The organism is Allokutzneria oryzae (assembly GCF_042429765.1).
Lineage (GTDB): Bacteria > Actinomycetota > Actinomycetes > Mycobacteriales > Pseudonocardiaceae > Allokutzneria > Allokutzneria oryzae.
Map to the genome: position 1 here is coordinate 381,949 of NZ_JBHLZU010000020.1, position 6,316 is coordinate 388,264.

Below are 6,316 nucleotides of genomic sequence, written 5' to 3' on the forward strand. Positions count from 1 at the left end.
CGACACGCCGAGCACCCGTTCGTCGGCTTGCGGGAAACACCTGTCATACATCCGGTGGGTAAACTCGCGCCTCGTGATCCGGCTCGAACACGTGTCCAAGGTCTACAAGACCTCCACCCGACCCGCGCTCGACGACGTCTCGGTGAGCGTGGACAAGGGCGAGTTCGTGTTCCTTATCGGCCCGTCTGGCTCCGGTAAGTCCACGTTCCTGCGGCTGCTGCTGCGGGAGGAGGTGCCCTCCAAGGGCAACCTGGTCGTCGCCGACTGGAACGTCGGGCGCCTCTCCCGGCGCCGGGTGCCGCGGCTGCGCCAGCGCATCGGCTGCGTCTTCCAGGACTTCCGCCTGCTCGCCAACAAGACCGTCGCCGAGAACGTCGCCTTCGCCCTGGAGGTCATCGGCAAGCCGAGGCACACCATCAAGAAGGTCGTGCCCGAGGTGCTGGAGCTGGTCGGCCTCGAAGGCAAGGCGGACCGGATGCCGCACGAGCTCTCCGGCGGTGAGCAGCAGCGAGTCGCGATCGCCCGCGCCTTCGTCAACCGGCCGTTGCTGCTGCTGGCCGACGAGCCGACGGGAAACCTGGACCCGGACACCAGCCAGGACATCATGCTGCTGCTGGAGCGGATCAACCGCACCGGCACGACCGTGCTGATGGCGACGCACGACCACTCCATCGTCGACGCCATGCGCAGGCGGGTCGTCGAGCTGCACCTCGGCAAGGTCGTCCGCGACGACGCCCGGGGCGTGTACGGAGTCGGCCGCTGACCCCTCGGGTCGGCCGCGGCTGCTGAGACAACTTTCCCGAGCCACTACTAGGAGCACCACTCCCGATGCGTGCCAGTTTCGTGTTCAGCGAGGTCATCACCGGGCTACGCCGGAACATCACGATGACCATCGCGATGATCCTCACGACAGCGATCTCGCTCGGTCTGCTCGGCGGTGGCCTGCTCATCGTGCGGCTCATCGACAACACCGAGAAGCTGTACTACGACAAGGTCGAGGTCGCGGTCTACCTGACCAACGACGTCAGCGCCTCCGACAAGAACTGCACCGAGCAGATCTGTTCCGGTCTGCGCGAGTCGTTGCAGCGCAACTCCATCGTGGACACGGTCGCCTTCCAGAACCGCGACAAGGCCTACGAGCGGTTCAAGGAGATCTTCGCGGCGCAGCCGGAGCTGGTGAAGCTCACCCGCCCGGAGTCGCTGCCGTCGTCGTTCCGGGTCAAGCTCAAGGACCCGCTGCGCTTCGACGCGATCTCCAAGGAGTTCACCGGCAAGGTCGGCGTGCTCCGCGTGGTGGACCAGGACGTCCTGCTGAACCAGCTCTTCGAGTTCTTCGGCAGCTTCCGCAACGCCACCTTCGCGGTCGCGCTGGTCCAGGCGCTCGCGGCGCTGCTGCTGATCTCCAACACCATCCAGGTCTCCGCCTACACCAGACGGACCGAGGTGGGGATCATGCGGCTGGTCGGCGCGACCCGGTGGTACACCCAGCTGCCGTTCCTCATCGAGGCGGTGGTCGCCGGTCTCACCGGTGCGGTCCTCGCGTTGACGGGCCTGTTCTTCGCCAAGGGCACGTTCATCGACGACGTGCTCAAGGCCCCGATCGAGGCCAACATCATCGCGCCGCTCGGCTACGCCGACGTCTTCCAGGTCTCGCTGCTGCTGTTCCCGATCGGCGCGGTCATCTCGGCGATCACCGGCTACGTGACCCTGCGCCTGTACGTGCGCCTCTAACCGTTTCCCGGGCCACGTAACATTGTTGTCATGGCCAAGGAACGCGGCGAGAAGGTGATCGCGCAGAACCGCAGGGCGCGGCACAACTACACCGTCCTCGACACCTACGAGGCCGGTATCGCCCTGGTCGGTACCGAGGTCAAGAGCCTGCGTGCCGGGAAGGCCTCACTGGTCGACGCCTACGCGTCGGTGGACGACGGCGAGGTGTGGCTGCGCAACGTCCACATCGCCGAGTACCACTGGGGCACGTGGACCAACCACGAGCCGCGGCGGAAGCGGAAGCTGTTGCTGCACCGGGCGGAGATCGAGCGGTTGATCGGCAAGACCAAGGAGAGCGGTCTCTCCCTGGTGCCGATGTCGATGTACTTCAAGGACGGCAAGGTCAAGGTCGAGCTCGCCCTCGCGCGCGGCAACAAGGCCTACGACAAGCGGCACATCCTGGCGAAGAAGACCGCCGACCGCGAGACGGCCAAGGCCATCGGTCGCGCCCGCAAGGGGTTCCGCGACTGATGCCCGGCCGACAGGCCGGACCTGCCTCCGATGCCCAGGTCGCCGCATGGGTGCGTGACCTCGGCATCCCGGGGCTCGTCGACCTGCACGTGCACTTCCTGCCGGAACGGGTGCTGGCCAAGGTCTGGGACTTCTTCGACCGCGCGGGCGAGCACTACGGGATGCACTGGCCGATCCACTACCGGACCGGCGAGCCGGAGCGCGTCGAGCTGCTGCGCTCGCTGGGCGTCCGCCGGTTCGCGCCGCTGGTCTATCCGCACAAGCCGGACATGGCGGCCTGGCTCAACGAGTGGGCCCGGGAGTTCGCCGCCGGAGTGCCGGAGGCGGTCCCCACGGCGACCTTCTACCCGGAGCCGGACGCGGATGCGTATGTCCGCCAAGCCGTCGAAGCGGGTGTGCGGTGCTTCAAGGCGCACGTCCAGGTCGGCGACTACGACCCCCGTTCCCCGCTGTTGCGGCCGGTGTGGGGGCAGCTCGCCGACGCCGGGATTCCCGTGATCATCCACTGTGGACATGGCCCGCTGCCCGGCACCTACACCGGTCTGGACGTGTTCGAGGAGGTGCTGCGCGAGCATCCCCGCCTCGTCGCCGTCCTCGCGCACGCGGGCATGCCCGAGTTCGACCACGCGCTGCGGCTGGCCGAGCGATGGCCCGGCGTGCACCTGGACACCACGATGGTCGGCGTCGAGTTCACCACCGCGTTCTGCCCGATGCCGTCGGACTGGACGGACCGGCTGGCGGCCCTGCCAGGCCGGATCGCCCTCGGCACCGACTTCCCCAACATCCCGTACGCGTACGCCGAGCAGCTGCGCGCCATCGCCGGGTGGGCCGAGTCCGACGACCGGCTCGGCGCGGACTTCCTCCGCGCGGTTCTGCACGACACACCCGCGCGACTGCTGGGGCAGTAGGCCCGTTCCGTCCTGTTAGGACAGCTGGGGGACCACGGGCTCCTGCGAGACCTCCGTGGCGAAGTGGTGGGTGAGCGGCGGGAGCACGAACCGCGCCGAGCTCTCGCTGCTGTCGATCTGCCGGACGAAGTGCCGGTCCAGCAACAGGTCCAGGCTGCGTTCGGCGCGCCCGGTGTGCGTGCCGAGCAACGCGGCGAGCACCCAGGGCGCGAACTCGCCGGGACCCAGCGTGCCGAGCCTGCGCAGCGCGGTCCTGCCGTCCTCGTCCAGCTCCCGGTAGCTCGCGGTGAGCCGCCCGCGCACGGACTCGTCGCCCGCGACCAGCTCATCCAAAGGATTGCGTCCGGTGACCAACCGCCTGGCGAGGTCGCGCAGGGACCTCTGCGCCGCGCGCACACCCGCCACGCGCACCGCCAGGGGGAGCTGGTCGCACACCTCGGCGATGGCGATGGCGTGCCGCGTGCTGTCCGGCTCGGCCGGCCCGGAGCAGGAGAGCAGCAGCTGGACGCTCTCCTCCCGGTGGAACGCCGGGACCTCGACCAGCTGCGCCGAGTCCAGCCCCAGCAGCCGGCTCCGAGAGGTCACGATGGTCGCTGAGCAGGCAGAACCCGGGAGCAGTGAACGAACCTGTGACTCGTTCGCAGCATTGTCCAGCACCACGAGCACCGACTTGTCGGCCACGATCGTCCGGTACAGGGCCTGCCGCTCGCAGCGCCCGGCCGGCAGCTCGTGCGCGGCGCAGCCGAGGGCGCGCAGCATCCGGGCGAGCGCGTCCCCGCCGTCGTGCTCGGCGAGGTCGACGTAGAGCTGGCCGTCGGGGAAGTGCGCCGCGGCCGCGTGCGCGGCCTTGACCGCGAGCGTGCTCTTGCCGACCCCGGCGGCCCCGGTCAGCACGAGCAGCGGCCAGCCGCCCCGTGCTGCCTCGGCCAACCGGTCCTGGAGCAGCGCGAGCTCCGGTGCGCGACCGACGAAGTCGGAGATGCTGCGGGGGAGCTGCCGAGGGACGACGCGCACCGGCGCGGTGCGCACCGCACCGGTGTAGATGGCGGGCACCTCGCCGGTCAGCGCCGCCTCGTGCATCCGGGCCAGGTTCGCGCCGGGCGCGATGCCCAGCTCGGCCGCGAGCACCTGTCTGCCGTGGTCGTAGACGGCCAGCGCCTCGGTCTTGCGCTCACCCAGCAGCAGCGCGGTCATCAGCTGCGCGCGGAACTGCTCGTGCAGCGGGTGCGTCCTGACCAGGCAGAACAGCTCGTCCACCACCTCGGTGTGCCGCCCGCGCCGCAGGTCGGCCTCGATCCTGGCCTCCTCGGCGACCAGCCGCCGCTCCTGCCAGCTCCGGCCCTGGCGCTGCAGCGCCTCCACGTCGGGCAGGTCGGCGAAGGGCTCGCCCCGCCACAGCGACAGCGCCTGCCCCAGCACCCGCGCCGCGCGCTCGACCTCACCGGCGGCCAGCTCCGTCCGACCCTTGCCGAACAGGTCGCTGAACCGGTCGATGTCGAGCTCGCCGGGTTCCACGGTCAGGCAGTAGCCGGAGTGCACGTGGTGCAGCCGATCGGGCGCTCCGACAGCAGCGAATGCTTTTCGCAATTGGTAGACATAAACCTGAAGGTTTTTCCGCGCCGATCGCGGAGCGTGATCGTTCCAGAGGGCGGCGACCAGTGCGTCGGCCGATATCGGCGTGCCCGCGCGACACAGCAGCAGCGCGGCGAGGGTTCGTTGCTTGGGTGCACCGAGGTCGACAAGTCCGTCCGGACCAGCGATCTCCAGTGGTCCCAGCACCCTGAAGTCCATCTTCTGAAAACTGGTCACCGTTAGCCCTAATGGTCTAGTTAGACCTTAACAAGTTATCCGCTGGGTGAAGCCGGGACAAGCAGGTACCTATATCGGATACATACCGTGCCTGAACCGGGTGAACGCAGGCTCTCGCCAGAAGCTCGAAATGAGCTGAACGTCACAACTGGAGGGAGCCCATTATGGGGTCTTTGACGTTCTGGAAGCGTTCCGCGGCGGTCCTCGCGATCTCCGCGTCGGCGCTGGGCACCGTGGCTGGGGCCGCGAGTGCCGAACCTGCCTCGGCGGCCGCCGTCTCCGCCGAGTCCCAGGCAGCAGCGAAGGTCTACACGCACACGTTCAGCGCGGGCACCACCCAGGGCCTGTACTCCGCCGTCCTCACCGGCGGCACGCTCGCGGCGAACGGCTCGTGCATGAAGGTGGCCCCCGGCTTCCTGAAGTTCGGGTGCCCGGTCATCGCGGCCTTCGTGACCAACTACTTCATCCGCAACCCTCCATCGGGGCGCTGCCTGGAGGTTTCGGTCACGGTGGGGCTGCCGCCGTCAGCGAACGGGCGCTACGTCACGTGCTGACCATGTAGTTCACGCCGGATACCCGACCTCGGCCCGTGGTGCGCGCTCACCACGGGCCGAGTCGCGTCCCGGAGTGTTCGCGCGGCTAGGGGTGATCACCGGGTTTGCCCAGGCAACCGGCTCTCGGGCCGTCCCGGGAAGGAATGCGGTGGTGCGGCGCGTTAAACTAGGTGTGTTCCCACCAAGCCAGGGGGTGAACGGTTTCGACTCTGGACGTTGATTCAGGGGAAGCGTGCAGGTGCAGGCGAGAGACCACCTCAAGCGTCATCGCAACCTAATAAGCGCCAAGGCTAGTAGCCAGCGCGAGTTCGCCCTCGCTGCCTAAGTAGCGGGGCAACTCTGTCGGCCCGGGGATGCCTCCGCCCCGGTTCCCGGCATCAGCTAGGGGGCTCACCGTCGCGGCCGGCCGCGGACCGCGACGGGACACCAAACAGCGGCTGGGCCCGTCACACCGGACTTGTTCGCGAGACCGGCGGGGTCGAGTAGAGACACAGCGGACTGCGCACGGAGAAGTCCTGATGAACCGGCAGAGGACCCGGGTTCGATTCCCGGCACCTCCACCGAAGTGCTGTTCGCGGCCCCCAGCTTCGCTGGGGGCCGCTTCCCTTTCTCCGTGTATCTGTTGGGGGAGCGACTCCCCCAAGCCCCCTGCGGTGCGGGCTCCTGCTGTTCCAGCGTTGTGCGGTTGGGCGTTGACCAGCTTCGGTGTGGTGCGGTTGGTCTTGGCCGCTTCCGGGGCTGGTTCGTGTGGTGTGGTGCGGGTGGCGTTGACCGCTTTCGTCGTTCGGGGGGGGGGGGGGGGGG

The 6,316-nt window shown here is 68.7% G+C and carries 6 protein-coding genes and 1 other RNA gene; 6 read left to right on the forward strand and 1 reads right to left on the reverse strand.

What is annotated here, in order from left to right; genetic code table 11:
- Positions 1-73 precede the first annotated feature (73 nt).
- The 4 genes from ftsE to ACFFQA_RS26250 all read left to right on the forward strand — a co-directional run bounded on the left by ftsE (position 74) and on the right by ACFFQA_RS26250 (position 3,149).
- The gene (ftsE, locus tag ACFFQA_RS26235) at positions 74-763 is read left to right on the forward strand and encodes a cell division ATP-binding protein FtsE (RefSeq protein ID WP_377857560.1); all 690 of its coding nucleotides are present in this window, start codon (positions 74-76) and stop codon (positions 761-763) included.
- A gap of 65 nt (positions 764-828) precedes the next feature.
- Entirely contained in the window at positions 829-1,731 is a 903-nt protein-coding gene (ftsX, locus tag ACFFQA_RS26240; RefSeq protein WP_377857563.1) for a permease-like cell division protein FtsX, read from the forward strand.
- A 30-nt stretch (positions 1,732-1,761) separates the two neighbouring features.
- On the forward strand, positions 1,762-2,241 hold the full coding sequence (gene smpB, locus ACFFQA_RS26245) for an SsrA-binding protein SmpB (RefSeq protein WP_377857565.1): 480 nt from the start codon (positions 1,762-1,764) through the stop codon (positions 2,239-2,241).
- A complete protein-coding gene (locus tag ACFFQA_RS26250) occupies positions 2,241-3,149 on the forward strand; it encodes an amidohydrolase family protein (protein ID WP_377857568.1) in 909 nt (302 codons plus the stop codon). Before smpB ends, ACFFQA_RS26250 begins: the two co-directional genes overlap by 1 nt.
- 15 nt (positions 3,150-3,164) lie before the next feature.
- Here the strand turns inward: ACFFQA_RS26250 and ACFFQA_RS26255 are convergent, their stop codons facing one another.
- The gene (locus ACFFQA_RS26255) at positions 3,165-4,940 is read right to left on the reverse strand and encodes an AfsR/SARP family transcriptional regulator (protein WP_377857570.1); all 1,776 of its coding nucleotides are present in this window, start codon (positions 4,938-4,940) and stop codon (positions 3,165-3,167) included.
- 182 nt (positions 4,941-5,122) lie between these two features.
- Here ACFFQA_RS26255 and ACFFQA_RS26260 point away from each other — a divergent pair, with 182 nt between their 5' ends.
- A complete protein-coding gene (locus ACFFQA_RS26260) occupies positions 5,123-5,512 on the forward strand; it encodes a hypothetical protein (protein ID WP_377857572.1) in 390 nt (129 codons plus the stop codon).
- Positions 5,513-5,701: 189 nt separating this feature from the next.
- Positions 5,702-6,075, forward strand: a transfer-messenger RNA (tmRNA) gene (gene ssrA, locus ACFFQA_RS26265).
- The last annotated feature ends 241 nt before the right edge of the window (positions 6,076-6,316 follow it).

What these genes read in the sequence shown, in the direction of transcription:
- ACFFQA_RS26250 (WP_377857568.1), top strand. Translation starts at nt 2,241, where the DNA reads ATGCCCGGCCGACAGGCCGGACCTGCCTCCGATGCCCAGGTCGCCGCA.
- smpB (WP_377857565.1), top strand. Translation starts at nt 1,762, where the DNA reads ATGGCCAAGGAACGCGGCGAGAAGGTGATCGCGCAGAACCGCAGGGCG.
- ACFFQA_RS26255 (WP_377857570.1), bottom strand. Translation starts at nt 4,940, where the DNA reads ATGGACTTCAGGGTGCTGGGACCACTGGAGATCGCTGGTCCGGACGGA.
- ftsX (WP_377857563.1), top strand. Translation starts at nt 829, where the DNA reads ATGCGTGCCAGTTTCGTGTTCAGCGAGGTCATCACCGGGCTACGCCGG.
- ACFFQA_RS26260 (WP_377857572.1), top strand. Translation starts at nt 5,123, where the DNA reads ATGGGGTCTTTGACGTTCTGGAAGCGTTCCGCGGCGGTCCTCGCGATC.